Annotated in this window: 1 protein-coding gene; it reads left to right on the top strand. The window is 50.1% G+C overall.

Annotated elements, in window-relative coordinates:
• Window positions 1-225: 225 nt before the first annotated feature.
• On the top strand, window positions 226-503 hold a 278-nt coding region (locus tag JEM65_RS22730), incomplete at its 3' end, for a hypothetical protein (protein ID WP_233530828.1).

Here is a 503-nt window from a genome sequence, read left to right as displayed (position 1 = left end):
TCAAGTGTATAGTTACTCTAGTTACTCCGTTCCCCAATATCGTACACGTATTGCGGGACGTTACATGGCGCAGACGTCATAAAGTGGGAGGACTTCACGCCGCAGGCGAGACTCTAGAACCCATTTAGAACCTGTGTACCTGTGTACCCAAAGAAGACCATTGCGGTTTGGTTCCATAGGAAGCTTAAACCATTACCCCCTCCAAGATTAAAAATGGGTGCCCAATTGATCAAATATGAAAAGTCTACGAAATACCTCGGGGTCATTCTTGATGAGAAGTTATCGTGGACCCAACATATCGATCACAAAATCAACAAGGCATTGGCTCTACTCTTCCAGGTGTCTAACAGCATCGGAAGGACGTGGGGCCCGATTCCCAAACTCTCCCGTTGGGCCTACACCGGGATTGTTCGAACCGGGCTAACCTACGCAGCGCACCTCTGGGCTCACCATCTGAAGGCGCGACACAAAGTGAGGCTGAGGAGACTGAACAGGCTCGCAGC

The sequence above is a fragment of the Gelidibacter salicanalis genome (assembly GCF_016469035.1).
In the GTDB taxonomy this organism is placed as follows: domain Bacteria; phylum Bacteroidota; class Bacteroidia; order Flavobacteriales; family Flavobacteriaceae; genus Gelidibacter; species Gelidibacter salicanalis_A.
Note: the sequence above shows the minus strand (reverse complement) of the source record. Positions and strands in the feature narration are given on the sequence as shown.